General features: G+C 60.4%; 29 protein-coding genes and 1 pseudogene. 20 read left to right on the forward strand and 10 right to left on the reverse strand.

What is annotated here, in order from left to right:
• Positions 1-35: 35 nt before the first annotated feature.
• From RO069_RS13030 to RO069_RS13040, 3 genes and pseudogenes are all read right to left on the reverse strand, one after another.
• Positions 36-2,018, reverse strand: a complete 1,983-nt coding sequence (locus RO069_RS13030) for a VPA1269 family protein (RefSeq protein ID WP_328188067.1) — start codon at positions 2,016-2,018, stop codon at positions 36-38.
• Positions 2,008-3,387 (reverse strand): gamma-mobile-trio recombinase GmtY, encoded by a 1,380-nt coding sequence (gmtY, locus tag RO069_RS13035; protein ID WP_091854772.1) that lies wholly within the window; start codon positions 3,385-3,387, stop codon positions 2,008-2,010. The genes RO069_RS13030 and gmtY overlap by 11 nt, the downstream gene beginning before the upstream one ends.
• Positions 3,388-3,517: 130 nt before the next feature.
• Positions 3,518-3,634: pseudogene (locus RO069_RS13040) on the reverse strand (radical SAM protein); the annotation flags it as partial.
• Between the two features lie 315 nt (positions 3,635-3,949).
• Between RO069_RS13040 and ahpC the strand changes: the two are divergent.
• Positions 3,950-4,516, forward strand: a complete 567-nt coding sequence (gene ahpC, locus RO069_RS13045) for an alkyl hydroperoxide reductase subunit C (RefSeq protein WP_328188069.1) — start codon at positions 3,950-3,952, stop codon at positions 4,514-4,516.
• A 252-nt stretch (positions 4,517-4,768) separates the two neighbouring features.
• Positions 4,769-6,358, forward strand: coding sequence for an alkyl hydroperoxide reductase subunit F (gene ahpF / locus RO069_RS13050; protein WP_328188070.1), 1,590 nt, complete (start codon positions 4,769-4,771; stop codon positions 6,356-6,358).
• Positions 6,359-6,424: 66 nt separating this feature from the next.
• Here the strand turns inward: ahpF and RO069_RS13055 are convergent, their stop codons facing one another.
• Together RO069_RS13055 and RO069_RS13060 are read right to left on the reverse strand one after the other, a co-directional pair.
• On the reverse strand, positions 6,425-7,234 hold the full coding sequence (locus RO069_RS13055) for an OmpA family protein (protein ID WP_328188072.1): 810 nt from the start codon (positions 7,232-7,234) through the stop codon (positions 6,425-6,427).
• A 41-nt stretch (positions 7,235-7,275) separates the two neighbouring features.
• Positions 7,276-7,638, reverse strand: a complete 363-nt coding sequence (locus tag RO069_RS13060; RefSeq protein ID WP_328188074.1) for a DUF4398 domain-containing protein — start codon at positions 7,636-7,638, stop codon at positions 7,276-7,278.
• 227 nt (positions 7,639-7,865) lie between these two features.
• On the opposite strand from RO069_RS13060, the gene RO069_RS13065 reads away from it, so the two are divergent.
• The 5 genes from RO069_RS13065 to RO069_RS13085 all read left to right on the forward strand — a co-directional run bounded on the left by RO069_RS13065 (position 7,866) and on the right by RO069_RS13085 (position 10,963).
• Positions 7,866-8,480, forward strand: a complete 615-nt coding sequence (locus RO069_RS13065; protein WP_328188075.1) for a YgjV family protein — start codon at positions 7,866-7,868, stop codon at positions 8,478-8,480.
• An 84-nt stretch (positions 8,481-8,564) separates the two neighbouring features.
• The gene (locus RO069_RS13070) at positions 8,565-8,780 is read left to right on the forward strand and encodes an acetyltransferase (RefSeq protein WP_328188076.1); all 216 of its coding nucleotides are present in this window, start codon (positions 8,565-8,567) and stop codon (positions 8,778-8,780) included.
• 150 nt (positions 8,781-8,930) lie between these two features.
• Positions 8,931-9,548 (forward strand): LemA family protein, encoded by a 618-nt coding sequence (locus RO069_RS13075; protein WP_328188078.1) that lies wholly within the window; start codon positions 8,931-8,933, stop codon positions 9,546-9,548.
• Between the two features lie 44 nt (positions 9,549-9,592).
• On the forward strand, positions 9,593-10,306 hold the full coding sequence (locus RO069_RS13080; protein ID WP_328188079.1) for a TPM domain-containing protein: 714 nt from the start codon (positions 9,593-9,595) through the stop codon (positions 10,304-10,306).
• A 39-nt stretch (positions 10,307-10,345) separates the two neighbouring features.
• Positions 10,346-10,963 carry a TPM domain-containing protein gene (locus RO069_RS13085; protein WP_328188080.1) on the forward strand — a complete coding sequence of 206 codons (618 nt, stop codon included), beginning with the start codon at positions 10,346-10,348 and terminating at the stop codon, positions 10,961-10,963.
• Positions 10,964-11,119: 156 nt separating this feature from the next.
• Here RO069_RS13085 and RO069_RS13090 read toward each other — a convergent pair whose 3' ends face one another.
• Positions 11,120-11,935, reverse strand: a complete 816-nt coding sequence (locus RO069_RS13090; protein WP_328188082.1) for a PhzF family phenazine biosynthesis protein — start codon at positions 11,933-11,935, stop codon at positions 11,120-11,122.
• Positions 11,907-12,197 (reverse strand): hypothetical protein, encoded by a 291-nt coding sequence (locus RO069_RS13095; RefSeq protein ID WP_328188083.1) that lies wholly within the window; start codon positions 12,195-12,197, stop codon positions 11,907-11,909. Before RO069_RS13095 ends, RO069_RS13090 begins: the two co-directional genes overlap by 29 nt.
• Before the next feature lie 179 nt (positions 12,198-12,376).
• Here RO069_RS13095 and RO069_RS13100 point away from each other — a divergent pair, with 179 nt between their 5' ends.
• Complete coding sequence (locus RO069_RS13100; RefSeq protein WP_328188085.1) at positions 12,377-13,804, forward strand: aminotransferase-like domain-containing protein; 1,428 nt, start codon at positions 12,377-12,379, stop codon at positions 13,802-13,804.
• A gap of 59 nt (positions 13,805-13,863) precedes the next feature.
• Positions 13,864-14,424: a TIGR00730 family Rossman fold protein gene (locus RO069_RS13105; RefSeq protein ID WP_328188087.1), complete on the forward strand. Its 561-nt coding sequence runs from the start codon at positions 13,864-13,866 to the stop codon at positions 14,422-14,424.
• Between the two features lie 166 nt (positions 14,425-14,590).
• On the opposite strand, the gene RO069_RS13110 is transcribed toward RO069_RS13105, so the two are convergent.
• Complete coding sequence (locus RO069_RS13110) at positions 14,591-15,127, reverse strand: fasciclin domain-containing protein (RefSeq protein WP_328188089.1); 537 nt, start codon at positions 15,125-15,127, stop codon at positions 14,591-14,593.
• Positions 15,128-15,423: 296 nt separating this feature from the next.
• On the opposite strand from RO069_RS13110, the gene RO069_RS13115 reads away from it, so the two are divergent.
• Positions 15,424-16,362 carry a glutathione S-transferase family protein gene (locus RO069_RS13115; protein ID WP_328188090.1) on the forward strand — a complete coding sequence of 313 codons (939 nt, stop codon included), beginning with the start codon at positions 15,424-15,426 and terminating at the stop codon, positions 16,360-16,362.
• A 40-nt stretch (positions 16,363-16,402) separates the two neighbouring features.
• Here RO069_RS13115 and RO069_RS13120 read toward each other — a convergent pair whose 3' ends face one another.
• On the reverse strand, positions 16,403-16,810 hold the full coding sequence (locus RO069_RS13120) for a TM2 domain-containing protein (protein ID WP_328188091.1): 408 nt from the start codon (positions 16,808-16,810) through the stop codon (positions 16,403-16,405).
• A 109-nt stretch (positions 16,811-16,919) separates the two neighbouring features.
• Between RO069_RS13120 and RO069_RS13125 the strand changes: the two genes are divergently transcribed.
• From RO069_RS13125 to RO069_RS13145, 5 genes are all read left to right on the forward strand, one after another.
• On the forward strand, positions 16,920-19,154 hold the full coding sequence (locus RO069_RS13125) for a YdbH domain-containing protein (protein WP_328188093.1): 2,235 nt from the start codon (positions 16,920-16,922) through the stop codon (positions 19,152-19,154).
• 52 nt (positions 19,155-19,206) lie between these two features.
• Positions 19,207-19,404: a YnbE family lipoprotein gene (locus RO069_RS13130; RefSeq protein WP_328188095.1), complete on the forward strand. Its 198-nt coding sequence runs from the start codon at positions 19,207-19,209 to the stop codon at positions 19,402-19,404.
• Positions 19,405-19,433: 29 nt separating this feature from the next.
• Positions 19,434-19,781, forward strand: coding sequence for a YdbL family protein (locus RO069_RS13135; protein WP_328188097.1), 348 nt, complete (start codon positions 19,434-19,436; stop codon positions 19,779-19,781).
• A gap of 103 nt (positions 19,782-19,884) precedes the next feature.
• Positions 19,885-20,415, forward strand: a complete 531-nt coding sequence (locus RO069_RS13140; RefSeq protein ID WP_328188098.1) for an Mpo1 family 2-hydroxy fatty acid dioxygenase — start codon at positions 19,885-19,887, stop codon at positions 20,413-20,415.
• Positions 20,416-20,504: 89 nt separating this feature from the next.
• Positions 20,505-21,725, forward strand: coding sequence for an MFS transporter (locus RO069_RS13145; protein ID WP_328188099.1), 1,221 nt, complete (start codon positions 20,505-20,507; stop codon positions 21,723-21,725).
• A gap of 15 nt (positions 21,726-21,740) precedes the next feature.
• On the opposite strand, the gene RO069_RS13150 is transcribed toward RO069_RS13145, so the two are convergent.
• Complete coding sequence (locus RO069_RS13150) at positions 21,741-22,829, reverse strand: sensor domain-containing diguanylate cyclase (RefSeq protein WP_328188101.1); 1,089 nt, start codon at positions 22,827-22,829, stop codon at positions 21,741-21,743.
• Between the two features lie 210 nt (positions 22,830-23,039).
• Between RO069_RS13150 and RO069_RS13155 the strand changes: the two genes are divergently transcribed.
• The 5 genes from RO069_RS13155 (at position 23,040) to RO069_RS13175 (ending at position 26,009) form a co-directional block, all read left to right on the forward strand.
• Positions 23,040-24,254, forward strand: coding sequence for an RNA polymerase sigma factor (locus RO069_RS13155; protein ID WP_328188103.1), 1,215 nt, complete (start codon positions 23,040-23,042; stop codon positions 24,252-24,254).
• 126 nt (positions 24,255-24,380) lie between these two features.
• Positions 24,381-24,830 carry a VOC family protein gene (locus RO069_RS13160; RefSeq protein ID WP_328188104.1) on the forward strand — a complete coding sequence of 150 codons (450 nt, stop codon included), beginning with the start codon at positions 24,381-24,383 and terminating at the stop codon, positions 24,828-24,830.
• Positions 24,827-25,189, forward strand: a complete 363-nt coding sequence (locus tag RO069_RS13165) for a YciI family protein (RefSeq protein ID WP_328188106.1) — start codon at positions 24,827-24,829, stop codon at positions 25,187-25,189. Before RO069_RS13160 ends, RO069_RS13165 begins: the two co-directional genes overlap by 4 nt.
• A gap of 10 nt (positions 25,190-25,199) precedes the next feature.
• The gene (locus RO069_RS13170) at positions 25,200-25,553 is read left to right on the forward strand and encodes a DUF1428 domain-containing protein (protein ID WP_328188107.1); all 354 of its coding nucleotides are present in this window, start codon (positions 25,200-25,202) and stop codon (positions 25,551-25,553) included.
• 153 nt (positions 25,554-25,706) lie between these two features.
• The gene (locus tag RO069_RS13175) at positions 25,707-26,009 is read left to right on the forward strand and encodes a hypothetical protein (protein ID WP_328188109.1); all 303 of its coding nucleotides are present in this window, start codon (positions 25,707-25,709) and stop codon (positions 26,007-26,009) included.
• Positions 26,010-26,029 lie beyond the last annotated feature (20 nt).

Consider the following 26,029-nt stretch of genomic DNA (forward strand, 5'->3'; position numbering starts at 1 on the left):
CTTTAAGCCGCTTCTTCCTTCCTTTTACTGCCTTCTCATGAGAAATCCGGGCTAGCGCTGGGTAACTGGTCTAGCAAGCCCTTTAGGACGGTTCGCAGAGGGTTGCGATAACCAGGCAAGACTGCCAGCTCGCCATCATCATCCTCGTCAGAGCAATAAGTTTCCAAAACCCATTCAAAGAAATTGGAGCATATTTTGTGCCGTGCTTTTTTTTGAGTCTCCCCCGTGGCGTGAACAAAGGCCTCGTAAACTCGGTCATTGAACGGAATGTCCCTCGACAGCATGACCCCTGGATCGTCGATTAACTTTTGCGTTGCAACATAGTCTTTGAGAAAGCCCCTCAAATGCGTGTATTTCGCATTCTGATTAACGCCAGAATACACAAAACGCTGAATGGCTTTCCAAAACCTTGGATAAGCGGTCAGCAAATTGGGATCAAATGCGTTTTCATTACCTAGAAACTTGGGCCAACCAGGCCAGTGCTCGGAGTAGCGAACGTGAGGATTGACTGGCAGTCTGGGATCTTGATGATAGCCCTTTGTATACTCAACGAGCGATTTGAAGCCTAGTCTCTGAGCGACCTCAGACGCTTCGGCATAGGTAGCGTATTTCTTTGGAGGGCGGGCGATACCCAAAAAATCGAACCAGTCGACCCAGTCATCTGAATAAATTTCATTGGGAAGGCTTGGCAACCCTACGTCATTCCGGTACAAATTTTTATATTGCTTGGAGCTTTTAATGGCTAAGGCTTGCGCCGCCGCAGACGCTTCGGCGTAGGTGGCGTACCATTTCTCACCGGAGCGGGCACTACCCAAGAACTCGAACCAATCCACCCAATCCTGAGCGTAAAAAACGTTAGGATGAACAGCTAGCCTAGGGTCTCGATGGCAGCTTTCATGGTATTCGACGCTTGATGTAAATCCCAGTCGTTGAGCGGCCTCGGACGCCTCGACGTAGGTGGGATAGAATGCTTCACCGCGGCGGTCTGTACCTAGAAAAGCGTGCCAGTCCACCCAGTCCGCAGTATAGGTTTGGTTCGGAGCGCTCGGCAGTCTTGGATCTTGCCGGTAACCTTTAAAATATTCTTCAGACTTTTTCAAACCTAGGGCCTGTGCGGCCTCAGATGCTTCGGCGTAAGTGGCATAGTTCCGCTGCGTACCCAGAAAAGCGTGCCAGTCCTCCCAGTTCTCTGCATAGACGTTCTCCGGGTTGTAGGGCAGTTTCAGATCTTTTTTATAGCCCACTTGATATCCCTTTAGCGTCTTCAATCCTAACCGCTTAGCGGCCTCAGACGCTTCGGCGTAAGTGGCATAGTTCCGCTGCGTACCCAAAAAAGCGTGCCAGTCCTTCCAATTCTCTGCATAGGCATTCTCCGGACTGTAGGGCAATTTAGGATCTTTGCTAAAGCCCTTTAAGTATTGAGCTCGTTTTGCGAACCCCAATCGCTTCGCGGCCTCAGACGCTTCGGCATAAGTGGCATAGTTCCGCTCTCTACCGAAAAAGTCGTACCAATCCACCCACTCATCCGAATAGAATGTGTCGGGTCTGATCGGCAGTCTAGGATCTTGTTGGTAGCCCTTTAGGTATTCTTTCGATGATTTGAATCCCAGGCGCCGAGAGGCCTCGTACGCTTCGGCGAGGGTGGCGTATTTTTCAGGAGGGCGCTTTACGCCTAAAAAATCATATGTGTCTATCCAGTCAGCAGCATAGTAAACGTTGGGTGCCGCCGGTAATTTGAGATCCAGCTTATATTCCTTCTGGTATTCAGGAAATGTTTTGAATCCGAGGCGCTGAGCGGCTTCTGACGCTTCAGCGAGGGTGGCGTACCTGTTCTCACCGGGACGATCAGTGCCAAGGAACTCGTACCAATCGTCCCAATCCTTGGCGTAAGCGTTATTGGGATTCGACGGCAGCTTTGGGTCTTGTTGGTAGCCCTTTTTATATTCAGAACGTGATTTGAACCCCAAGCGCTTAGCGGCTTCAGACGCCTCAGCGACAGTGGCGTATTTAATCCTCATGAGTGAGTCCCTGCTTGCTTGGAGATATTAAGCCGTGCTCGGGTGACAAACTGTTCAAATGCGCACGCATCTGCTTATCAGTGAGTTCGGTGTAGACCTGCTGACTTTCTATCGATTTGTGGTGCAGGGCGTTTTTGATTATAAACGGGCTGGCCTTTGCATCGGCGAGTGCTTGCCCGTAGGAGTGGCGGTGCGCGTGTGCGGTCGTACCCGCTTCTTTTGAAAACAGTAAACCAATTCTTTCAACGGCCCTCTTAAGCGATTGGTTATACCCTTTAATCGAGTGCGGAGCGCCCGATTGCGTTGTGAATGCAAACGGGTGTTTATCGTCGTCTGGGTGCCGCTGGTACGTCAGGTAAAGTCGCCACAAGTCGTTGAAGGTCTCGCCGGCACTTTGCGGAAACCACCAAACCCGCAGAAAGTGGCGACTTTCGTTGTCCTCTTTTGGTGCCTTCCAGCCTGCGTGCAACGTATGGGATTTCGAATACTCAAATCGTGGCTGCATCCCATACTTTTGGATCAGCTCTTCACGCCTGCTGGGGCCGTTTGGACGGGTTCGTCCTTTGTCCGGGTGAAAAACCTTAACCAGTGCGGTTCCATCCTCCCATGGCGCGACATCCTCTACCCAAAGGTGAAAGCATTCGCTGAGCCGGAGTCCGCCGTAGTGCATCAGCATCGTGATCAGCACATTTTTTAGGTCGAGACGCTCATGAACAGTGTCGCTGGTTTCGAAACCGTATCTCGTAAAGCCGTTCCATAAGAGATCGTCAATGCGTCCTTCCGGAAAGCTTTTCTTGCCCTCGTTTCCGCTAGAACGTGAAACCTTCCTGGGCATGACTTTCCGAAAATGAGAGGGGTCTGGCTTGCTGGCCCATAGATGTGACAGAAAAGCCCGCCGTTTCTTCTGGTAGAAGGCTGCTAGGCCCATCCATTCTTCATAACGATTGGGTCTAACCTTTGGATTTATCTGAAGCTTTTTCTCTTCAGACTGTTCAGAGAGCCAGTCTGTGTAATTGGTTATGAGGCTGATCAGAAAAGCGGCGTCTTTATCGCTGCGTGGCCGCCAACGCAACCAACTCGGGTCGCTACCGTCCTCGCCAATCGTTCCCGTGTAAAGGCTGTTTGAGAACTCTCGAAAAAGTTGGTGAGGGTTTGCGAAGCAGTCTTTGTTCTGATTCGTGTAATCAATGAGAAGTCGAACAGCAAAAGCACTTCTGTCTTTCCAGCTCCGAGATTTGTTCCGATGTACAATCAGATAGTCCAGATAACTTTTCAGCAAACCATCATGGGTGACGATCACCGGGAGACTTATCTTGGTCCCTGTGTTGTCCACTTTGACGCGTGCCTCTATGCAGACGCTACTTAGCACACGATCCCCAAAATGGTATTAATAGTACATTTCGAATTCAACTATATACTTCTGCGGGCATAAAAAAAACCAGAACTTGACCTTTGGTCCCACTTTTTCCGTATTTTAGGATGTTTTTTCTATTCCACTAATCGCAGAAAGTGCATTTGTTCCACGAACAGCCGTTGGTCACCGGCAGGATCAGCGAGTTGGCCTCGCTGGGCGGGCGGAAGACCGGTTCAACGTATTGGATGGGGAAAGAATGCATCGCGGACAACTCCGGAGGTGTCTAAAAACGGTCATACAGGTTAGCGAATATGGAGGCGACAGTGAATCCGGGGATCTGGCTTCAGGTCACCTGACACCTAACAGCTTGTTAACTCGAACGTATTGAATTCCGCGGTTAGCCGCCCAATGTATAGGGTGCAGTAAACCTCTTCGGGAGCCGGACGCCATGGCGGTATGCTCCGGACCAAATACTTTATAGATAAACCCTATTGGTCAATTAAAGCCAATCAATTTGAGGAATTAGGGTAGAGCGTTTACCTTACGCACCTCAATCAACTTGAAGGAGAGTAAATCAATGACGACTCTGGTAAATACCGAGATCAAACCGTTCAACGCCACCGCGTTCAAGCAGGGCGAGTTCGTTGAAATTTCCGACGCCGACGTGAAGGGCAAGTGGGCCATCTTCTTCTTCTACCCGGCCGACTTCACTTTCGTTTGCCCGACCGAGCTGGGCGACGTTGCCGACAAGTACGACGAGCTGCAGAAGCTGGGCGTTGAAGTGTTCTCCGTGTCCACCGACACCCACTTCACCCACAAGGCATGGCACGACAGCTCCGAGACCATCGGCAAGATCCAGTACTACATGGTAGGCGACCAGACCGGCACCATCACCAACAACTTCGGTGTGATGCGTGAAGGCCAGGGCCTGGCCGACCGCGCTACCTTCCTGGTGGATCCGGATGGCGTTATCCAGGCCATGGAAATCACTGCCGAAGGCATCGGCCGTGACGCCGATGACCTGCTGCGTAAGGTCAAGGCGGCCCAGTACGTTCGCAACCATCCGGGTGAAGTATGCCCGGCCAAGTGGAAGGAAGGCGAAGAGACCCTGTCTCCGTCCCTGGACCTGGTTGGCAAGATCTAAGCAGCCAGTCTGCTGGTTGGGGACCTGTTCAGGCAGGCCCCCATGCTTTCCGCAAACCCCGGCCTGGCCGGGGTTTGTTGTATCTGGCGGTCCGTTCTTCCGGGTTTGACGTCATCTATAGCAATAGCCTATTGATTGTTTAAGGTCAATTAATTTGAGCATTCGAGGCCCCGGCCTTATTGTTATCACCATCTTATTCCTTAGAACGCGATATTCAGTTCAGTCATTCTGTTTTTGAAGGGGAAACACACTATGTTGGATGCCAATCTCAAGGACCAGCTCAAGGCCTACCTGGAAAACGTCAGAGAGCCGATCGAGCTTGTGGCCGCCTATGATGACAGTAACAAGTCCCAGGAGCTGAAAGAGCTGCTGGAGGAAATCGAACCGCTGTCCGACAAGATCGCCCTGCGCACCGAGGACGACCCGGACGTTCGCCGTCCGTCGTTCGCCATTAACCGGGTCAATTCCGACATTGGCGTACGCTTCGCCGGTATTCCCATGGGGCACGAGTTTACCTCCCTGGTGCTGGCCCTGCTGCAGGTGGGCGGCCATCCGTCCAAGGCATCCCAGGAGGTGATCGAGCAGATCCAGTCACTGGACGGTGATTTCGAATTCGAGACCTTCTTCTCCCTGTCCTGCCAGAACTGTCCGGACGTGGTGCAGGCCCTGAACCTGCTGAGCATCCTCAACCCGAAGATCAAGCACACCTCCATTGACGGTGCCCTGTTCCAGGATGAGGTTGAGCGCAAGGAAATCATGGCCGTACCGGCGGTGTTCCTGAACGGCGAACCCTGGGGCCAGGGTCGCATGACCCTGGAAGAGATCGTGGCGAAACTGGATAGTAATGCCGGTGCCAAAGAGGCCGAGAAGATCAACCAGAAGGACCCGTTCGAGGTGCTGGTGATCGGTGGCGGCCCGGCCGGCTCGTCCGCCGCCATCTACGCCGCCCGTAAGGGTATCCGCACCGGTATCGCCGCCGAGCGCTTCGGTGGCCAGGTGGCGGACACCATGGGCATCGAGAACCTGATTTCCGTGCCCTACACCGAAGGCCCCAAGCTGGTGGCGGCCATGGAACAGCACGTCAAGGAATACGACGTGGACATCATGAACATGCAGCGGGCCGAAAAGCTGATCCCGGCCTCACAGACCGGCGGCTATCACGAGATTCGCCTGGAGAACGGCGCCTCCCTGAAGGCCCGCAGCCTGGTGCTGTCCACCGGTGCCCGCTGGCGCCAGCTGGGCGTTCCCGGCGAGGAAGAGTATCGCAACAAGGGCGTGGCCTACTGCCCGCACTGTGACGGCCCGCTGTTCAAGGGCAAGCGCGTGGCGGTTATCGGCGGCGGTAACTCCGGTGTCGAGGCGGCCATCGACCTGGCCGGCATTGTCGGCCACGTGACGCTGCTGGAATTCGCTGATGACATGAAGGCGGACGACGTGCTGCAGAAGAAGCTCCGCAGCCTGAAGAACGTGGAGATCCTGACGTCCGCCCAGACCACCGAGGTGACCGGCGAGGGTGGCAAGGTCAACGGCTTGACCTACAAGGACCGGAATACCGGCGAGGACCACCACGTGGCCCTGGAAGGTGTGTTCGTGCAGATCGGCCTGGTGCCGAACACCGAATGGCTCAAGGGCGACATCGAACTGAGCCAGCACGGCGAGATCATTGTCGACGAGCGTGGCGAGACGTCCATCCCGGGCGTGTTCGCGGCGGGCGATGCCACCACCGTGCCCTACAAGCAGATCGTCATCTCCATGGGTGAGGGATCCAAGGCGGCACTGAGCGCCTTCGATTTCCTGATCCGCAACGAGGTGCCGGAAGGCGAAGAAGAAGCCGCGGCCTGATCGGACGGCTCCTGATGAGAGAACCCCGCGCCCGGAAGGGTGGCGGGGTTTTTTATGGCGACCGGGTCAGCGGGAACCGATATTGCCGTCCCGGTCGGAGATAACGATTTCCACCCGGCGATTTTCCTGGCGCCCGGCGGCGGTCTGGTTGGAGGCCTTGGGGTACTGCTCGCCCAGTCCTTCCACCTCGACCCGGTCGGGGGCGATACCATCCGCCAGCAGTTCATCGCGGACCGACTCCGCGCGCCGCAGCGACAGGGCCTGGTTGTAGTCGGCCTCACCGATGCTGTCGGTGTATCCCTCGACACGGACACGGTAGTTGCCGAACTCCTGCATGAAGTCGGACAGTTTCTGCACCGTCTGCTCGCCGGCGGGCTTGAGTTCCGCTTCGTCAATATCGAACAGCACATCCCCCAGGGTCATTACCATGCCCCGCTCGGTGTGCTCGGCCTGCAGGCGATCCATCTGTTCCCGCAGCATCCGTGCTTCCATTTCCGCCACCTGGGCCCGGCGTTCGCCAATGCGGATACGCAGGTCATCCCGCTGCCGCTGGGCTTCCGCCAGTTCCTCTTCCAGTCCGGCCCGCAGGGCGTTCTCCCGGGCAATGTCGATATGGCGGCTGGCCAGGTACACCTGGTGGTCGATGGCCTCGGTGTCGGCACCTTCACGGAACAGTTTCTCGGCCCGGTCCAGGGCCTGGTCCGCGTCCCTCAGGTGTGACAGGCCGTTGCGGGCGACCTGTTCGTTATCCACGGCGCTGTCGTAGGCGGCCCGCGCCTCCACCAGCCCCGGATGCGGCTCTGGCGTGCCGGCACAGGCGGACAGCAGTGCCGCTAACGTTATCATCGAGCCTGCGGTAAGACATCGCTTGTTCATGTTGTCTCCCTGTGAGTCTGAACCGTACACATGGCGGCGGGTTACTGCTGGTTTTCCAGGTTGCGGCGCAGCGAATCGATGCTGGCCTGCAGGTCGCCCAGGGCGTCCCTCACCTGTTGGGTGTCGGCACGGGCTTCCGCGAGCCGGGCATCCAGGGCGGCCTGTTCCAGCAAATGGCGGGCCCTGGTATTGCGCTGTTCCCCGATCAGCGCCTCGGCGGCTTCCAGTTTTTCCCGGGCTTCGGTCATCAGGGCGGGTTCGATATCCTGAGCACCGGCATTGTCAGCGGATTCAATGGCGCTGTGGGCTGCTTCTATTTCCTGTTCCGGCTTGGGGCCGGGGTCCGTGGCGCAGCCGGTGAGGAGGGCACCGAAAAGCAGAAGGGAAATAACACGGGAACGCATGCACAATCTCCTTGTGTTGAAGGTTGCCGGACTGGCGAAAAGCGTAGCAGTAATCGACCCGAAATCGTCCTGCCGGACCATGACAGTTGTGCAATGATCACGGGGAGTTGACGGATCTGGTAATGTTCCCGGGTAAGCGATACTGGGGTTTGGCTGGCCGGAGGGGGTTACCCGTGGGCATGCCGGGGCCTCAACCCACCCTTCGGCCCTATACTGCGGAGAGCGTTATGCCCAACCTGGAAAGCCTGTCACCCGCCCTCCTGGCCGGTCAGTTCTTCGGACTGGTCGCCCTGGCCATCTGCCTGATTGCCTTCTCCAGCAGGAACGATGACCGACTGCTGGTGCTGCTGATATCCGCCAACGTTGCCTTCGCCCTCCAGTTTGTCTTCTTCAGTAGTTGGACCGCGGCCGCGCTGACGGTGCTGGTGATCGTACGCATCGTGCTGGCACGGCGATTCACCGGAAGCCAGTGGGTCATGTGGGCGGTACTGGCGGCCAACCTGGTGGCGGCGGCCCTGACCTGGCGCAGCTGGGTTGACGTGTTTCCGCTGACCGCCGCGACCCTGGGCACCGTGGCCATGTTCCTGTTGCGGGGCATTGCCATGCGTGTCGTGCTGGGGCTGGCGGCGTTCGCCTGGATGCTCAATAACCTGATCATCGGCTCCATCGGCGGCAGCCTTGCGGAGGGGCTGATCTTTGTCACCAACATCATCACCATCATTCGCATGGTCCGGGCCCGGAAACGCTACCCGGAGGTGCCGGTGGATGAGGTCGGCCCGAGCACGACCGCTGACCCATCCCCTTCCGCTAGCATTTCCGATCGCCGGGATTACGGCGGCTGATCAGCGGGTTGCAGAATCGGTGCTTCGGAACCAAAGTGATAGGAACACCACTCGCCATCCCGCCTCTCACAGAGGAGAACCTGTATGCTCCTGGCAGAGAAATCCACCGGACATCTGGTGGAAATCAGTGATATCAAGACCCTTTTCGACCCCAATGAGCCCGAGGTCACCGGTAGCGTGCACTACGGTGAAGAGGCCCAGGATCCCGAGCCCATCGCCAAGACCGCATTGGTCTTTCCCTCCGGCGAACCTCTGCCCCAATGCTGGACGGATCCGGATTATCGGCGGAAGCAATCCTAGTACACTAGCGTCCTATCTGATGAATTTTCTGATTTAACAAGTGGTTCGCGACCCGGAGGATATGAGGTGTTATGGTAAGAAACCCTCACGGTAGATCAGGCTGGCCTGAGCCAGCCTGTGCCTTTCGCTATGAACAGGATGCGCTGAACCATGACAAACCTGAAAAGACGGTCCGGTTCATGGACCTTCTGGCAACTGACCTCACTGGTGGCCCTTGTGTCACTGTTGACCGGTTGCGGGATCAATAACATTCCCACCTACGATGAACAGGTAAAGTCCGCGTGGTCCCAGGTGGAAAACCAGTACCAGCGTCGTGCCGACCTGGTGCCGAATCTGGTGGAGACCGTCAAGGGGTTTGCCGCCCAGGAACAGGAGACTCTCACGGCCGTGATCGAGGCTCGGTCAAAGGCGACCTCCATCCAGGTGGATGAGAGCATCCTCAACAACCCCCAGAAGCTCCAGCAGTTCCAGCAGGCCCAGGGCGAGCTGACCAGCGCACTGAGCCGCTTGATGGCGGTTTCCGAACGCTATCCTGACCTGAAATCCAACCAGAACTTCCTGGCGCTTCAGTCACAACTGGAGGGCACCGAAAACCGTATTGCGGTTGCGCGACGTGACTTTATCCAGGCGGTCGAGCGGTACAATACCGAGATTCGCACCTTTCCCGGGCGTATCTGGCACAGCCTTCTCTACGACGACATGGAACTGCGGGAGAACTTTGAAGCCACCACGGAAAACGCTGAAGACGCGCCACAGGTTGAGTTCTGATGATGGTTTTGCTGCGCCCTTGTATGGTGTTTGTTGCACTACTGATGCTTCAGTCCCCCGCCTGGGGGCAATCCACGCCGGACTTTTCGGAACTGAGTGGGCGCGTGGTGGATCAGGCGGGGATGCTGTCCCGGGACGCTGAGTCCAGACTGACCAACATGCTGGCAGCCCACGAGGAAGCCACTACCAATCAGGTGGTTGTGGTTACCCTGCCAGACCTGCAGGGTTATGCCATTGAAGATTTCGGGTACCAGCTCGGTCGCCACTGGGGTATTGGTCAGGAGGGCGAGGACAACGGCGCGCTGCTGATTGTGGCCGAGGAAGAACGTGCGATCCGCATCGAAGTGGGCTACGGCCTTGAAGGCCAACTGACGGATGCCACCTCGTCCACCATTATCAGCCAGATCATCACTCCGGCTTTTCGCCAGGGGGAATTCTCCCAGGGCATTGTTGCGGGCGCCGAAGCCATGATCCAGGTGCTGGGCGGCGAACCACTGGCCGTGCCAGAAGGTCAGGGGCAAGGCGTTAAAGGTGAAAAGCCGAACCTGCTGGCGGTGGTTTTCTTCTTTGTCATCATCGTCTCGTTCATCTCCATCGTCGGTGGAGGCGGCGGCCGTGGCGGTCGCGGCAGGGGCGCACTGTTAGCCGGTGCGCTGCTGGGATCCGGTATGGGCGGTCGTGGCGGCGGCTTTGGTGGCGGTGGTTTCGGAGGCGGTGGAGGCGGCTTCGGCGGCGGCGGTGCTTCCGGTGGATGGTAGCCCTGTGTTGACACATTATCCTGAGAGCAAGAGCGATTCATGACCCTATTAACCAGGACTGAACAGGACCAGGTGGCGGCCGCCATCAACGCGGTCGAGCGGGAGACCGACGCCGAACTGGTTACCGTGTTGGCCCGTCAGGCCGATAATTACGCCTATATCCCACTGGTATGGGCCGGGATCGTGGCCCTGCTGATACCCGGGCTGGTTAACTATTTCACCGAGTGGTTTGACGTCCACGCGCTACTGTTGGTGCTGTGGGGTGTCTTTCTGGTGCTGGGTGCGGTGTTCCGCATCCCGAAGATCAACACCAAGCTGATACCGCGTCATGTTCGGTATTGGCGTGCCTCCAATCTCGCCCGTCGCCATTTCCTGGAGCAGAACCTGCACCATACGAAGGACAGCACCGGTGTACTGATCTTCGTTTCGGAAGCGGAGCGCTATGTGGAAATCCTGGTGGACCAGGGCATCTCTTCCCGGGTGGATAACAAGGTCTGGGAGGGTATTGTGGAGAACTTCACCCACCAGGTCCGCGAGGGAAACACCTGCCGGGGATTTCTTGATTGCATCGAGGCCTGTGGCGAGCACCTGAAAGCACAGGTACCGGCTACCCACGAACGCAATCAGCTCCCCAACCATCTGGTGGTCTTGCCCTGACCAGGCCAGGCAGAATACCTCTTAAATACGTAAGTCGTCATTTGAAGAGGTGCCCACACCCAGCCAATCACGACCTGGCATACGCTGACTCCCGGTGAGGAGTCAGCGAAACGGGGCGTCTACTCCGAGAAACCGGGCTCCCGACAGGCGAACGGGTTACCGGCCCGGTAGATGAACGGTTCCTTCCATATAGAACGCTGCCTGCCCGGCAATCTTCACCCGGTCGCCGGCCAGTTCACAGCGTAACTCCCCGCCCCGGGCAGACAGCTGGCGGGCCAGCAGTTGCTGCTTGCCCAGGCGTTCCGACCAGTAGGGCGTCAGCACGCTGTGAATGGAGCCGGTGACCGGGTCCTCGTCGATGCCTATGCCTGGGGCGAAATAGCGGCTGACAAAATCGCAGTCGTCCCCCGGTGCGGTGACGATAAGCCCCTGGTTGCCCAGTTTCTTGAGGATGGTCAGGTCCGGGGTGACGTTACGCACGGCGGTTTCATTCTCCAGGATCACCAGCAGGTTGGTGTCCCGGGGCACTTCATGGACTGGTTCAGGCAGTCCCGGAAGTGCACGGCTGAGGATGTCCGGCATGGGCACCGACTGGTACTCCAGGGCCGGGAAATCCAGTTCCAGCCAGTCTCCTGACTGACTGGACACCGACAATGGCCCGCTGCGGGAGCGGAATCGGATCTGCTCCCGGGGCCAGTCCAGGCGATTGAACAGCACCCAGGCGCTGGCCAGGGTGGCATGGCCACACAGGGGGACCTCGGCGCCGGGAGTGAACCAGCGGATGTGGAAATCCGCCTCGCTGCCTTCCGGTTCCGGTACCAGGAAGGCGGTTTCCGACAGGTGGTTCTCCAGCGCCAGGGCCTGCAGGGTATCCTCCGGCAGCCATTGCTCCAGCGGCATTACCGCTGCGGGGTTGCCCCGGAAGACCTGGTTGGTAAAGGCATCAACCTGATAGAGGGGTAGTGATGTCATGCTGGTGTCTCCAGTTAAGCCATTCCTGATAGTGGGTTGCCTGATTGAGGGTAAAGCGTCCCAGCTCAATCCTGCTGTAGAAGTGGAACTCCGGCAAGGGATCGGCGCCGGTCACGATCCAGTGTTCGCCGGTTTGCTTTGAAACCCGGAACCCCATCTTTTCCAGTATGGATTCCGGGTTGGCGGGCACGACGCTGGGTCCGGATTGTACCTGCAGCAGATCCCCGCGATGGGGGCGGGGCGCTATTGATGACGGTTTCATGGGACAGCTTCCTTTCCTGTGGTTTGGATACCCAGTGTCCCGCCATCGAGCCTGCCGTAACAGAATCAGCTAAACTGATATTGAACCGGTACAGGGCAATCGGCCATACGAACTGTACCGGTCGTTCCGGCCAGTAACTGTGCTGCGTCCTTGCCCCCGGACTGTGGAAAGATAGTGCCATGGATACTCTCTATCATCAGGTGGCGGACCAGGTGGAAAACCTGATCCGCGACGGCGTCTATCGGGATGGCGAACGCCTGCCGGGCGTGCGCGTGCTCAGCCGGCAGCTTGGGGTCAGCATTGCCACCGTACTGCAGGCCCACCAGACCCTGGAGGGGCGGGGTCTGCTGGAACCCCGGGAGCGCAGCGGCTACTTCGTGCGAGTGCCTCCGGTGGATGCGCCGGAGCCCGCCATGTCCAGCCATGACGCCGGGCCATCGCCGGTCAGTGCCCGGGAGATGACCATGGACCTGTGCTCCGATGAGGAGCGGCGCCTGGTGCCCCTGGCTACCGCGGTGCCGCACCCGGACTACCTGCCCATCCGCCAGATCCAGCAGGCGTCCATCTGGGCCGCCCGCCATGGCCTGGATACCCTGGACTACGCCTTCCCCGGCAAGAGTGACTTCCGTCGGCAGGTGGCCCAGCGCATGGCGGCCCTGGGCGTGGCGGTATCACCGGACGAGATCCTGGCCACCAACGGGGCCCAGGAAGCCATTATCCTGGCCCTGCGGGCGGTGACCGAACCGGGGGATATCGTGGCGGTGGAGTCGCCGTCGTTCCCCGGTATCCTCCAGGCCCTGGAGATCGTGGGCCTGAAGGTGATCGAGATTCCTGCCCATCCCTCCGAGGGCCTCAGCCTGGAAGGTCTGCAACTGGCCATGGAGCAGTGGCCCATCAAGGCCTGCGTGGCGGTGACCAACCATAGTAATCCCATGGGCATGCGCCTGTCCGACGATCACAAGCGCAAGCTGGTGGCGCTGCTGGCGGACGCCGGCGTGCCCCTGATCGAGGACGATATCTACGGAGACCTGGCCCATTCCGGTGAGCGGCCACGGCCGGCCAGGAGTTTCGACCGCAGCGGCAATGTCATCTATTGCAGTTCCTTCTCCAAGACCATCTCCCCGGGCCTGCGTCTGGGCTGGATTGCACCGGGCCGGTACTTTTCGGCGGTGCGCCAGCAGAAATACTTCACCAACCTGGCCACCGCCAGCCTGCCGCAGATGGCCGTGGCCCATTTCCTGGAGCAGGGTGGCTACGACCGACACCTGCGGGGGGTGCGCCGGGTCTACCGGGATGCCACCGCTCGGCTGCGCTCGGCGGTGGCTCGGTATTTCCCCGAGGGTACCGCCGTTACCCGTCCCAGTGGTGGCTTCGTGGTCTGGGTGCAACTGCCGGACGGCTGTTCCGGTACCACCGTCTATCGCCTGGCGCGGGAGCGGGGCATCAATGTGGCGCCCGGCATCATGTTCTCCACCACCGGCAAGTTCGAGAACTGCCTTCGGCTGAACGCCGCCAATCCCTGGACACCACGGATCGAGGAAGCCATCCGTACCCTGGGCCAACTGGCGACGGAAACCCGGCGGGAGGGTGCCGCCGCCCGATTGTGAAGGCCCCGGCGCCGTGGCAGTATGGCCGCTTGTCGCTGTCAGCTTTCGGAGTCGCCACCATGAAAATTGCAGTGTTTTGCGGATCAAGCCACGGTAACCACGAGCGTTTTGCCCACAGTGCCCGGGAGCTTGGCAGCTATATGGCCGGCCAGGGTATCGACCTGGTGTTTGGCGGCGGTAAGGTCGGCCTGATGGGAGAAGTGGCCGATGCAGTACTGGCTGGCGGCGGCAAGGTATACGGCGTGATCCCGGAATCGCTGAAGAACCGGGAACTGGCTCACCCCGGGCTGACCGATCTGCAGGTGGTCTCCGGCATGCACGAACGCAAGGCGAAGATGGCGGAACTGGCGGATGCCTTTGTGGCCATGCCCGGCGGCCCCGGCACCATGGATGAACTGTTCGAGGCCTGGACCTGGGCGCAGCTTGGCTACCACGACAAACCCTGTGCCATCTATAACGCCTTTGGTTACTACGACCAGTTGCTGTCGTTCCTTAACACCATGGCGGATTCCGGCTTCCTCAAACCCCACCATCGCCAGATGCTGGTGGTGGAAGACCAGCCGGCACCGCTGCTTCAGGCACTGATGCGCTATCAGCCGCCGGAACGGAAATGGGTCTGATCCGGTTACCTGGTCCAGCCATCAATGCGTTCTATTGGGATGCTGCCATGATTACACGTCAACTGGCGTGTAAAACAGGGTCGGTATGTGACGTGAACCGTCCCGCCCCAATGCTTGGGTGAGGCGGGTCGGTAGTGTGCGATGGCTTTCTCCAATACCCTGGTGCTCAGGGCATCAGGACGTGATCGATAACGTGCACGACACCGTTGCTGGCCTTCAGGTCCGCTTTGATCACGCTCGTCTTGTTACCTTCGGCATCCTCAAGCGTGACACTGCCATCGCTTTCCTTGTTGATGAACAGTTGTTCTCCGTTCAGCATGGTCACGGAGCCACGGGTGTCGCCAGCCTCAATGAGCATCAGGATCATTGAGCCAGGGATCAGCTGGCCTTCCACAACGTGATAGCCAACGACGGATTCGAGTTTGTCGCTGTTTTCCGACATAAGCAGAGAATCCAGGGTTCCCTCCGGCAATGCGTCAAACGCTTCGTCGGTCGGTGCAAGCAGGGTGAACGGGCCTTTACCGTTCAGTTTTGCCGACAACCCGGATTCCTCAATCGCGGTTTCCAGCACGGTGTGCTCATCGGATGTTGCCACAAGTTCAGCAACGGTTTTCTTGTCGTCCATTCCATGGTTATCAGCATAGGCAGGGATGGAAAACACAGTACAGGCAATAATTGCTGCAGAAAGTCCTCGAATGTTCATGTTTGCTCCTTTCTCCATTTAGTACGGCATTTACCCTGATCTAGTACGGCATTTATCCTGATCATTGAATTACGCATGTTTCACGTTATTCACATTATCCATGCTAGGAGATATACGGCGGATCGCCAGAATGAGATACCTGACATTGACAAACTGTAATAGCAGTTGGGCTATCAGTTGTCGGAACGGAGATGGCCCCGATCCGGTTACCCGGTCTGGCTGTTAAGGTGTTATCCCGTTAAAGTGGTTGCATAACGCAACCGGCCAGTGTGCCCAGTACCAACCAGGAGCCCCTAATGAGCGATATCATCCTGCACCACTACGACGCTTCCCCCTTTGCCGAGAAGGCCCGCATGATGCTGGGCTTCAAGGGGCTGGCCTGGCGGTCGGTGGAGATCCCGAGAATCATGCCGAAACCGGACCTGATGGCCCTGACCGGCGGTTACCGCAGGACTCCGGTGATGCAGGTGGGGGCGGATATCTATTGCGATACCGCCATGATCGCCCGCCAGCTGGACCGTATCCAGCCATTACCGGCGCTGTATCCGGAAGGCAGGGAGGCCGTGGCGGCCAGCACCGCGCACTTTGCCGACCAGGTGATGTTCCAGCATGGGGTGGCGCTGAATTTCCAGCCCCACGCCGTGGCCGAGCGTTTCAAGGGCGCGCCGGATGAGGTGAAGAAAGCGTTCCAGGCGGATCGCAAGAAGCTGTTCGAGGGTGGCAGTGCCACGCCGTTGCATCCGGCCCAGGCGCTGTCCCAGTGGCCGACGCTGCTGGGCCGGCTGGAGCAGCAACTGGCGGACAGCGGTACCTTCCTGCTGGGTGAGGAGCCCTGTGTCGCTGATTTCGCCTACTACCACGCCCTGTGGTTTGTCCGTGGCAACCGGGCCATCGCGGAGCTGCTTGACCCCTATCCCCAGGTTCTGTCCTGGATGGACGCGGTGGCCGCCTGTGGCCATGGCGAGGCTTCCGTGCTGGATTCAGCCGATGCCGTCGAGATTGCCCGCAATGCCGATCCTGAACCATTGTCGGAGACCGGCTTCGAAGACCTGGCCGGTGCGCAGGTAGGGGCACAAGTTACGGTCTCAGCGGTGGATTACGGTGTGGATCCGGTAGCCGGAACCCTGGTCTACCAGGATGCGGAGGAGATCGTTATCCGCCGCGAGGATGAGCGGGCCGGCGAGGTCCATGTGCATTTCCCCCGCTACGGGTTCCGCATCAGTCCTGAGAAATAACCCGGACGAAGTTTGATGAGGACGGCAGCCAGGGTGGTGGCTACCACCCTTCGCTGTTCTTCAGGGTGACCTGCTCGTTCAGGGTCCAGAAGTCGTACAGTACCCCGATAAAGAAGAGGCCACCGGTGAACAGGTAGATAATCCCGGTGATCCACTTGCCCATGTACATCCGGTGGACACCGAATACCCCCAGGAATGTCAGCAGGATCCAGCTCACGTTATAGCTGGTCTCGCCACTCTGGTAACGCAGATCCGCCTCCCGGTCCATGCCGGGGATCAGGAACAGGTCGATAATCCAGCCGATAAACAGCAACCCCAGGGTGAAGAACCAGATGGTGCCGGTGATCGGCTTACCGTAATAGAAACGATGGGAGCCGAGGAAACCGAAGATCCAGAGCAGGTAGCCGATCACAACACTGTGGGTATTGCCGGTACGTTGTATGTCCATGGGTGCTCCTGGTGCGTCCGAAAGTTCGGATCATCATAATCATTTTCAGGGCGATACCGCTATCGCTATGCTGGTAGGATGCTGTTTTGTGTGAGGGAGGCTCCTTGACTTGACCATCCATCGCAGCCTGCGCGTCCTGCTGATTATCCTGCTTGTGCTGGCCGGTATTGCCTGGGGTGGCTGGTCACTGGTCCAGACCCGGCTGGCGGACCTGGGCATCGAGCGTATCGAATTTTCCGGCACCGACCTTGGCTGGAACCGGATTGCCTTCCGCTCCGTGGAGATGGTCTGGTCCGGCAATGGCCGCTCGCTGTCCCTGCAAGCTGCCGATCCCCGCCTCACGCTGGATTGGCTGGACTGGCAACTGGATACCCTGGTGACCGGCCCGACCCGTATCGCCCAGGCCGGCAGCCTCCAGCCGCCATCATCGTCCTCTCCATCCCCGGCCCTGATGGCGTCCACCGATCGCGGTGCCAGCGCCCTGGAACTGACTCTGCCGGATACCATGCCCTTCTGGTTGCCCCGGCACCTGGAGATCGAGTCGTTGCAGGCGTCCTTTCCCTGTCAGGGTTCCCAGTGTCGTTTCCAGGGGCAGCTTGAGTTCCACCGGGAGGATGAACAGGCCCGGGCGCAGGTGGATGCCACCCTGGCCCGGGATGGCCAGACCCTGGCTATCCAGGGGGATGTCCGCCTCGGGTCCGGGGTACAGGCGAGCGCTATCACCGGTGGTGAGGTACATGTCAGCGGTATCCGGCCGTGGCTGCCCGGGTCCATGGCGGTGGAACTGGAGCGGCTGGTGCCCGCCAGCGCCAGCCTGCGGTTTTCCCCCGGGGGAGAGCCGGCCCCCGGCCAGTGGCCCATGAAGGTGTCGCTCACCTCCGAGGGCGGGGCGGGGCCGGCGTTCGAGGGCGAGGTGGTGTTGCATACCGGAGACCCCTGGCGCCTGGACATTACCCGGGGGCGGCTGACGGCCGCCCTGGAGCGTTGGTCGCAGTCCGGATGGCTGTTGAATGACCTGCGGGCGGAGCTGCCGGTCACCGGTGTGGTCGCTCCATCCGACGCCCGCCTGACCCTGGCTTCCGGCGCCAGGGTCCGGGTACGCCATATGGACGCCTTCGGCTGGGACACGCTGATGTGGCTGGACGGGGTGGCCCTCTCGGCCGGTGGCCTGGTGGTCAGGCTCGAGGATGGCCAGATCAGCGCCGAGGGCCCCCTGGCGCTCTCGGCAGATGAGTTGCGTTATCCGGGACTGGTTACCCAGGCCTGGGAGATGACGGCGGACGTGCGCTGGCAACAGGCGCTGACCGCCGACGGCGAACTGGGCAATGCCGCCGGGGCGGTCATGCCGTTCCAGGTGGAGCGGAGCGCCGGCGGGGCACTGGAGGCGGCCCTGTCCATGGCGCTCACGCCGGACAATGACGCCAACCATCTGGCGGGGACGCTTGCCACCTGGCCGGAATCCCTGACCCTGGACAAGGGCCGCGTGGAGGTTACCGCAAACCTGGCCATGCCACCGGAGAGGAGCCCTGATATCTCCGGTGAGATCCGCTTCGACCAGGCATCGGGTCTGCACAGGACGATGGCCTGGCAGGGGCTGTCCGGAGAGGTCCGGGGCTGGTGGCGGGGGGACCGTCTGTCGGTTGGCACGGAATCCCTCGAACTGGCGAGCCTCAATCCGGGTGTTCCCATCGGCCCCATCCGCCTCGGGGGCGACTATGAGGCGGCTACCGGCGCACCGGGCCAGGGCCGCCTGACCCTGACCGAGGCGTCGGCCGGTTTTGCCGATGGCAGCCTGAGTGTCCCGCAAACCACCTGGAACCTGGGGGAGATGCCCCTGCACGTGCCGGTGGATGTCCGGGGCATGCGCCTGTCTGCCCTGATGAACCTCTACCCCACCGAGGGCCTGGCCGGTGAGGGCACCCTGGAAGGCCGGCTGCCGGTGGTGGTGGGGCCGGAAGGTGTGCGCATCGACGATGGCCGGATTACCGCCCTGCCGCCAGGTGGGCGCCTGCAACTGCCGGCGGACAAGCTCCGGGGCATGGCACAGGGGAACGCCGCCATGGCGCTGGTGGCCCGGGCCATGGAGAACTTCCACTACCGGATACTGGAAAGTGGCATCAACTATGATGAGGATGGCACGCTGCTGCTGGACCTGAAGCTCAGGGGGTCCAGTCCGGAGGTGGACAGCGACCGTCCGGTCGTGCTCAATATCAACCTGCAGGAGGACATACCAGCACTGCTGACCAGCCTGCAACTGAGCGGTCGGGTCAACGAAGCGGTGAAGGAACGGGTCCGTGAACGGTTGATGCAGGAAGGTGTCGAAACCCAGGGAGCCCCTGAATAATCAATGATGGGCCCGTTGAAATCGGGCCAAATCCCACAAAGGAGATGTTTCTATGGTCAGATCGTGCGCGGGAGCGGCGATGGTCACGGTGATGCTGGCCGCCCTGATGGCGGCCTGTACCCCGACCGTCCAGATGGCGGCTCCCAAGGAGCCGATCACGGTGAACCTGAACGTCAAGATCCAGCATGAGATCTACGTCAAGGTGGACCGGGAAGTGGATGAACTCTTCACTGACCAGGGCCTGTTCTGAGCCTGGTCCTAACGGTTTCAAGGAGCTGCATGATGACACTGCTGAGATACGCGACCGCACTGCTCATGGCCATGGCGCTTGCCCTGCCGGCCATGGCGATGTCGCTGGATGAGGCCAAGGGCCGGCTGGATGAGGCCAAGAGCCAGGGTTTGGTGGGGGAAATGCCCACCGGTTATCTGGGGGTGGTTTCACCGGGTGGCGATGCCGCCGAGATCGTGGAGGCCATCAACGACGCACGCCGGGCGGAATACGCCCGTATTGCGGAGAAACATGGTATCGCCGTCAGTGAGGTGGAAGCGGTTGCCGGCAAGAAGGCGATCGAGAAGACGCCCAGCGGGGAATACATCCAGGTGGATGGTCGCTGGGTACGCAAATAGCATCGGCACAGGGGCTGGTATTTATTCCTGTAGGCAGCTATCTTGATCAATGGCTGCGCCGGTCGGAAAGGTTCCGGCCGGCCCCTGATCAGGAGTGCCCCCAATGAAAACAATAACCGACCAGCTGGCCAACTATGCCAGCTATCATCGCGACCGTCGCAACATCATCACCCATTTCATCGGTATCCCCATGATCGTGGTGGCCATCGCCGTCCTGCTGGCCCGTCCGGGCTTCGAGGTGGCGGGTATCACCATGGCGCCGATCTGGTTCATTGCCCTGGCCAGCGTGGTTTACTACCTGGTGCTGGACCTGAGGTTCGGCCTGGTGATGGCCGTGCTCATGGCCCTGGCGGTGTGGGCCGGCATGCAGGCGGCGGCGCTGTCCACCACCGCCTGGCTGGCCTGGGGCATCGGCCTGTTCGTGGTGGGCTGGGTGGCCCAGTTCATCGGACACTACTACGAGGGCCGCAAACCCGCCTTCGTGGATGACCTCGTGGGCCTGTTGATCGGCCCACTGTTTGTGGTGGCCGAGGCGGCCTTCGGGTTTGGACTGTGCAAGTCCCTGCAACAGGACATCGACCGCCGCGCCGGCCCAGTGCACAACGGTCACGACCGGACGGCTGCCAGCCACTAGCGAATCGTCCGGAACCATGGCTGATCCACCGCGCCCCATCACCGTGATGGCGGGGTGCCTCCCACCCTAATTTGCCGACGGAAGTCCAGATGTCTCCAAACCCGGAACGCCCCCACCTGCTGATCATGGTGATCTGCGGGCTGCTGACCAGCCTCGTGGTGATCGCCTTTGCCCGCATGGCCTATGGCCTGATACTGCCGCCGATGCAGGCGGATCTTGGCCTCAGCTACCAGCAGGCGGGCATCCTTGGCACCATTACCGCCCTGGGCTACCTGGCGTTCGTACTGGCGGGCGGGATTGCCGCCGCCCGGTTCGGCGCCAGGCTCACCATCGTCTTCGGCCTGGTCACCGTTGCCGTGGGTTTCGCGGGGCTGACGCTGGCCTCCCACTATGGCTGGCTGCTGGCGCTGATGGCCCTGCTGGGGTTTGGCACCGCATTCAGCTTCGCACCCATGGTGTCGTTGCTGGCCACCTGGTTCCCGGAAAAGCGGGGCCTGGTGATCGGCCTGATGACCAGTGGCGTGGGCCTGGGCATGCTGCTGGTCGGGGCCCTGGTGCCACTGATGACCGACTGGTTCGGGAATAACGGCTGGCGGGTCAGCTGGGGCATCTTCGGCGTTGTGGCCCTGGTTGTAGCCGTGCTGGTCACGGTGTTTGCCAAGGACCCGCCACGGCTGGCCACCAGCGACACCGAGCCTCCCCCCTCCGCCGACAAGTGGCTGATCTACCGCAATGGCCGGGTGATCACGGTGGCCACGGTGTACGGCATCATCGGGGTGACCTACATCGTGCAGGCCATTTTCATGGTCAGTTTCATGGTGTCGGAAGGGCATAGTGAGGCCACGGCCGGCGCCTTCATGGCCATGATGGGCCTGCTGTCCATTGCGGCGGGTCCGTTGTGGGGCTGGCTGTCGGATTACTGGGGGCGGGGCAATGCACTCACCAGCTCCCTGGCGCTGGTTACCCTGGCCATGGGGCTGCCGCTGGTGGACCAGTCCCTGGTGACCTTCTTCCTGCATTTTCTGGTCATGGGCCTGTCAGTCAATGGCATGTTCGCCCTGATTCAGGCCAGTGCCACGGATCAGGTGGCGCCCCGCTACATTCCCATCGCCTTCAGTTTTGTCACGGTGTTCTTCGCCACCGGGCAGTTGATCGGCCCGGCGGTCTCCGGCTGGCTGATCGAGGAGGGCGGCGGCTTCCGGGTGGCCTTCGGGTTCACCTTCCTGGTGTTGTTGCTGGGGGTGTTCCTGACCCTTAGGATCCGGCGCTTTCCCAGACAGTGGGCGGTGGGTGAATCACCGGGGGACTGATCAGGGCCCCGGTCTTCAGGCCATCTGGGGTTCGTCGGTCAGGGGGGCCTGGCTGACTACTCGGTTGCGGCCCGTTTCCTTGGCCTGGTAGAGGGCCTGGTCCGCATACCGGATCAGCTCGTCCGGCGCGATTTCCCGGTAGCTACAGGCAACTCCCGCCGACAGTGTCACCGACAGGCTGGCATTATCCACCGGTACCGGGGTGCCCTCGAATACGCGTCGGTACTCCTCCGCCCGGGCCTCGGCGGCCTCCAGTCCGGTCCCCGGCAGCACCACCAGGAACTCCTCGCCACCGAAACGGCAGACAATGTCGCTGGCCCGGGACAGGGTAGTCAACGCCAGGGCCAGTTGGCTGATCACCAGGTCCCCGGCGTTGTGGCCATGGTCGTCATTGACCGCCTTGAAGTGGTCCAGGTCGATAAGCACCAGGCTGAGCGGATCTCCCTGACGCAGGCAGCGGCTGATTTCCCGCTGCAGACTGTCGTCCAGGTAACGGCGGTTGTATAGGCCGGTCAGCGGGTCCCGGTTGGCCTGGTCCTGGAGCTTCTCCTGGAGCTGGCGGTTTTCCTCAATCTGCTGCTTGAGTTCCCGTTCCGTCAGACGTTGTTGTTCCCGGGCGTGATAGAGCACCTGGTTGCGGCTGAAGGAGACATAACCCACCAGCAACAGATACAGGGATATGCTGGTTACCGCCAGCACGGTGGTGAACCAGTGGATATCCGGCAGGAACCGGAAACCGGCATAGAGGCCGCCGAATACGATACCTGCCACCAGACCCCCGAGGGCGTGCAACACCCCCGGTGGTCCCCGGAACACCATCAGGTTTATTGTGGTGCTGATGGCAAGGATAAAGGTGATCCACACCGGGAAACCCAGGCCGGCAATCCACAGTCCGAAGATCACGGAATCGATGACCAGGTTATTGATCTCCGAATGCATGGAGTTTTCCGACTGGCGGGCCCGCAGGTAGGCAAGCTGGGGCCACAGCAGAAAACTCAGGGCCAGGGCCGGGTAGAGCCACGGGGACAGCTGCTCCAGCCAGACATGGCTGGCCAGCGTCAGGAAAACGGCGACAAACGACCAGCTCCGGTTGCGCCGGTTCATGTGGACAACCCAGTGGGGTTGCGGCGTGGGTCTGGAAGGAGAGACGGACATGAGTATTCTGGCCTGATTCCTTTACAATCCCGATAACATCGGGTTCCGTGGATGCCTGTACTGAAGCTCTACAGTATAGGCCAACCCTGATGATTTTGTGAGCAAAAATATCCATTCCGGGGCGACAATTACCCTTGAAGTGGGCGAGGAAAAGAGACCATGGAACTGGAACGCCTTTACCAGCAGCACTCACGGCAGGTCCTGGCCAGCCTGATACGCCTGACCGGTGACTTCGAGCTGGCCGAGGAGTGCCTGCAGGAAGCCTTTGCCGCCGCGCTCCACCAGTGGCCGCAACAGGCGGTGCCGGACAACCCGGTGGCCTGGCTGGTGCGCACCGGGCACCACAAGGCCATCGACCAGATCCGCCGGCGCCAGACCGCCCGTGACTACAGTCACCAGTTGGCGTGGCAGTCTGAAGGATCAGCGCCGGCGGAGGTCGATGTCTATGAGGACGACCTGCTTCGCCTGATTTTCACCTGCTGTCATCCCCTGCTGCCACCGGAGTCGCAACTGGCCCTGACCCTGCGGGAGATGTGTGGTCTCACCACCGAGCAGGTGGCCAGCGCCCTGCTGCAGAAACCCGCCACCGTGGCCCAGCGTATCGTGCGGGCCAAGCGCAGTCTCCGCGAGGCGGATATTCCCTACGAGGTCCCGGAGCAGCGGGAACTGCCGGAGCGCCTGCCACCGGTGCTCCGGGTGGTGTACCTGATGTTCAATGAAGGCTACAGCGCCAGCGATGGACAGGTCCTGGTGGACGTCAGCCTGTCAAGCGAGGCCATCCGGTTGGCGGCGTTGTTGTCGCGGCTGTTGCCCCAACCGGAAGTGTTCGGCCTGCTGGCGCTGATGCTGCTGCATGATGCCCGCCGGGAGGCCCGCCAGGATGCCGAAGGCAACCTGGTCCCCCTGGACGAGCAGGACCGGAGCCGCTGGGACCAGGACCAGATCGCACAGGGGCGACAATGGCTGTTGCGGGCCATGGCCCATCCCGGACCGGGGCCCTACACCCTGCAGGCGGCCATCGCCGCAGCTCATGCCGACCCCGTCGATCCGGCGGCGACGGACTGGGACGACATTGTCGCCCTCTATGGCCTGCTCTACCAGCAGTGGCCCACCCCGGTGGTGGCCCTCAACCGGGCGGTGGCCATCGCCATGCGGGATTCGCCCGCCCGGGGGCTGGAACTGCTGGACGAGCTTGCCGGCGAAAAGGCCCTGCAGGGCTACCATCTGTACCACGCCGCCCGGGCCGACCTCCTGCGTCGCAATGGCGACAACAGTCAGGCCAGGATCGCCTACCAGCAGGCGCTGACCCTGGCCCGCCAGGAGCCGGAGCGACGCTTCCTGCAGAAACGCCTGGATCAACTGCCCGACGCCTGAAAAAAATGTCCCGTGGTGTCGAATATCGCCGTCGCTATCCGACCTGGATGTGTAACCGGAGCCCTGAGTGTGATGGCCAGGGAGTTGAACCGGTTCAATCATAGTCGACAACGGGGAGGATAGATTATGACGTTGATGGCCAGGCAGCCAAAGCAGGTCAATACTCATCTGGTATTCAAGGGCCAGTGCCGGGAAGCCATGACCTTCTACGCCGACCTGCTGGGCGGTGAGGTGGAGGCGATGATCCCGTTCTCGGACACCCCGGTGGCCACCGAGGTACCGGAGGAGTCCCGGGACCGGATCGCCCACAGCGTGGTCAATATCCGGGATCGTCGGCTCATGGGGTGTGACATGAACGCGGAGTGCTACACACCGCCCGCCGGTGCCTGCGTGCAACTCGAGTACGAGGAAGTCGAGCAGGCGGAGCAGGTGTTCCGGCAGTTGTCCGACGGCGGCACGATCCAGATGCCGTTCGAGGAGACGTTCTGGGCGGTGCGCTTTGGGGTCGTGGTGGATCGTTTTGGCATAGGCTGGATGATCAACGTCGGAAAACCGGAAATGGAGATAAACCCATGAAATATGTCGCCCTGGTCTATTACCAGGAAAGCACCGTTAACGATATGACGGAACAGGCCTGGCACGACCTGAACCAGGAGTGCCTGGGGTGTGTCGAGAAACTCACCGAAGGCGATCATTTCCTGGCAGGCCAGGCGCTGGAGCCGGTGGCAAGCGCCACCACCCTGAAGGTTCGCGACGGCGAGGTGATGCTGTCCGATGGCCCCTTCGCCGAGACCAAGGAACAACTGGCCGGCTTCTATCTGCTTGAAGCCAGGGACCTGAACGAGGCCCTGCAACTGGCCAGCCATATTCCACCGGCCCGGCTGGGCAGCATCGAGGTTCGGCCCGTGCGGGAACTGCCCCCCAAAGACGAATAGGAAGAGAGCCATGAGCTATATCGACGGATTTGTGGCGGCGGTACCCACCGCCAACCGTGAAAGGTACATCCAGCATGCCAGTGATGCCGGGGTGGTGTTCCGGGACTATGGCGCCACGGAGTTCGTGGAATGCTGGGGCGACGACGTGCCGGAAGGGGAGGTGACCTCCTTCCCCATGGCGGTGAAGTGCCAGCCGGACGAAACCGTGGTGTTTTCCTGGATTGTCTGGCCGGACAAGGACACCCGGGACCGGGGCATGCAACAGGTGATGGAGGACCCGCGCCTGCATCCGGATGTAAACCCCATGCCGTTCGATGGCAAGCGGCTGATCTATGGCGGCTTTGAGGTGGTGGTCCGTCACTGATCGGACACTGACCCTGTCGAATTGGTAATTGTACGACCTTTATAACCCGTCCGCCCGGCGCCATATACTGACTTAAAGGTTTGTCCGGGCAGGCGGGCTGTATTGTGCCCACGCCCCCTGCCTGGCTCCGTTTCTGACAGCAAAGGAGGAGCCATGAACAAGTCACTATCCGCTGCCATTACCACCATGCTTCTGGTGACCTCGGCGGCCTGGGCGACGCCGGAAAGTCAGGGCATCCGGCCCATGGGCGACAACCAGCCGGATCCGTCGCCCACGGAACAGGCGAATCAGCCGAATGATCCCCTGCCGATGGACGAGGAACGCCTCAAGGGAGATTACCGCGAGGAGCAGCAGGACATTGAGCGGGATGTCGAGCAGGAAAGTCTGGACGAGTATGAGAACCCGGAAGCCGCCGGCGATGGGGACGAAGGGACGGCCGACGACAACCGGGAGTAGCGGGTGTGCCGTTTGGGTAA

This window comes from Marinobacter sp. OP 3.4 (assembly GCF_036224885.1).
GTDB lineage: Bacteria > Pseudomonadota > Gammaproteobacteria > Pseudomonadales > Oleiphilaceae > Marinobacter.

What these genes read in the sequence shown, in the direction of transcription:
- RO069_RS13175 (WP_328188109.1), top strand. Translation starts at nt 25,707, where the DNA reads ATGAACAAGTCACTATCCGCTGCCATTACCACCATGCTTCTGGTGACC.
- ahpF (WP_328188070.1), top strand. Translation starts at nt 4,769, where the DNA reads ATGTTGGATGCCAATCTCAAGGACCAGCTCAAGGCCTACCTGGAAAAC.
- RO069_RS13070 (WP_328188076.1), top strand. Translation starts at nt 8,565, where the DNA reads ATGCTCCTGGCAGAGAAATCCACCGGACATCTGGTGGAAATCAGTGAT.
- RO069_RS13155 (WP_328188103.1), top strand. Translation starts at nt 23,040, where the DNA reads ATGGAACTGGAACGCCTTTACCAGCAGCACTCACGGCAGGTCCTGGCC.
- RO069_RS13100 (WP_328188085.1), top strand. Translation starts at nt 12,377, where the DNA reads ATGGATACTCTCTATCATCAGGTGGCGGACCAGGTGGAAAACCTGATC.
- RO069_RS13105 (WP_328188087.1), top strand. Translation starts at nt 13,864, where the DNA reads ATGAAAATTGCAGTGTTTTGCGGATCAAGCCACGGTAACCACGAGCGT.
- RO069_RS13080 (WP_328188079.1), top strand. Translation starts at nt 9,593, where the DNA reads ATGCTTCAGTCCCCCGCCTGGGGGCAATCCACGCCGGACTTTTCGGAA.
- RO069_RS13065 (WP_328188075.1), top strand. Translation starts at nt 7,866, where the DNA reads ATGCCCAACCTGGAAAGCCTGTCACCCGCCCTCCTGGCCGGTCAGTTC.
- RO069_RS13060 (WP_328188074.1), bottom strand. Translation starts at nt 7,638, where the DNA reads ATGCGTTCCCGTGTTATTTCCCTTCTGCTTTTCGGTGCCCTCCTCACC.
- RO069_RS13110 (WP_328188089.1), bottom strand. Translation starts at nt 15,127, where the DNA reads ATGAACATTCGAGGACTTTCTGCAGCAATTATTGCCTGTACTGTGTTT.
- RO069_RS13135 (WP_328188097.1), top strand. Translation starts at nt 19,434, where the DNA reads ATGATGACACTGCTGAGATACGCGACCGCACTGCTCATGGCCATGGCG.
- RO069_RS13085 (WP_328188080.1), top strand. Translation starts at nt 10,346, where the DNA reads ATGACCCTATTAACCAGGACTGAACAGGACCAGGTGGCGGCCGCCATC.
- RO069_RS13165 (WP_328188106.1), top strand. Translation starts at nt 24,827, where the DNA reads ATGAAATATGTCGCCCTGGTCTATTACCAGGAAAGCACCGTTAACGAT.
- RO069_RS13130 (WP_328188095.1), top strand. Translation starts at nt 19,207, where the DNA reads ATGGTCAGATCGTGCGCGGGAGCGGCGATGGTCACGGTGATGCTGGCC.
- RO069_RS13055 (WP_328188072.1), bottom strand. Translation starts at nt 7,234, where the DNA reads ATGAACAAGCGATGTCTTACCGCAGGCTCGATGATAACGTTAGCGGCA.
- RO069_RS13140 (WP_328188098.1), top strand. Translation starts at nt 19,885, where the DNA reads ATGAAAACAATAACCGACCAGCTGGCCAACTATGCCAGCTATCATCGC.
- RO069_RS13170 (WP_328188107.1), top strand. Translation starts at nt 25,200, where the DNA reads ATGAGCTATATCGACGGATTTGTGGCGGCGGTACCCACCGCCAACCGT.
- RO069_RS13150 (WP_328188101.1), bottom strand. Translation starts at nt 22,829, where the DNA reads ATGAACCGGCGCAACCGGAGCTGGTCGTTTGTCGCCGTTTTCCTGACG.
- RO069_RS13120 (WP_328188091.1), bottom strand. Translation starts at nt 16,810, where the DNA reads ATGGACATACAACGTACCGGCAATACCCACAGTGTTGTGATCGGCTAC.
- RO069_RS13145 (WP_328188099.1), top strand. Translation starts at nt 20,505, where the DNA reads ATGTCTCCAAACCCGGAACGCCCCCACCTGCTGATCATGGTGATCTGC.
- RO069_RS13090 (WP_328188082.1), bottom strand. Translation starts at nt 11,935, where the DNA reads ATGACATCACTACCCCTCTATCAGGTTGATGCCTTTACCAACCAGGTC.
- RO069_RS13115 (WP_328188090.1), top strand. Translation starts at nt 15,424, where the DNA reads ATGAGCGATATCATCCTGCACCACTACGACGCTTCCCCCTTTGCCGAG.
- RO069_RS13075 (WP_328188078.1), top strand. Translation starts at nt 8,931, where the DNA reads ATGACAAACCTGAAAAGACGGTCCGGTTCATGGACCTTCTGGCAACTG.
- RO069_RS13095 (WP_328188083.1), bottom strand. Translation starts at nt 12,197, where the DNA reads ATGAAACCGTCATCAATAGCGCCCCGCCCCCATCGCGGGGATCTGCTG.
- RO069_RS13030 (WP_328188067.1), bottom strand. Translation starts at nt 2,018, where the DNA reads ATGAGGATTAAATACGCCACTGTCGCTGAGGCGTCTGAAGCCGCTAAG.
- ahpC (WP_328188069.1), top strand. Translation starts at nt 3,950, where the DNA reads ATGACGACTCTGGTAAATACCGAGATCAAACCGTTCAACGCCACCGCG.
- RO069_RS13160 (WP_328188104.1), top strand. Translation starts at nt 24,381, where the DNA reads ATGACGTTGATGGCCAGGCAGCCAAAGCAGGTCAATACTCATCTGGTA.